Origin of the sequence: Pseudomonas sp. JV245A, from assembly GCF_032424515.1 — a bacterium.
Taxonomy (GTDB): domain Bacteria; phylum Pseudomonadota; class Gammaproteobacteria; order Pseudomonadales; family Pseudomonadaceae; genus Aquipseudomonas; species Aquipseudomonas protegens.
Genome location: NZ_VYKE01000660.1, coordinates 1 through 243 on the forward strand (window position 1 = coordinate 1; position 243 = coordinate 243).

Below are 243 nucleotides of genomic sequence, written 5' to 3' on the forward strand. Positions count from 1 at the left end.
GCCAGCAGTTCGTGGTAGGCCCAGTGGGTGGTGGCGCGCTTGCCCTGGAGCAGGCCCGCGGCGCCGAGCACCAAGGAGCCGGTGCACACCGAGGTCACGTAGCGCGCCCGGGCGGCCTGCTGGCGGATGAACGCCAGGGCCTGCGGGTCTTCCATCAGCGCCCCGACCCCGGTACCGCCGGGGATGCAGATCACATCCAGCGGCGGGCAGTCGGCGAAGCTTGTGGTGGCCTGCAGCACCAGC

At 72.4% G+C, this 243-nt stretch carries 1 pseudogene; it reads right to left on the bottom strand.

The annotated features are described in order from the left end of the window. Nucleotides 1–243: pseudogene (gene inhA, locus F6S12_RS33500) on the bottom strand (isonitrile hydratase); the annotation flags it as partial.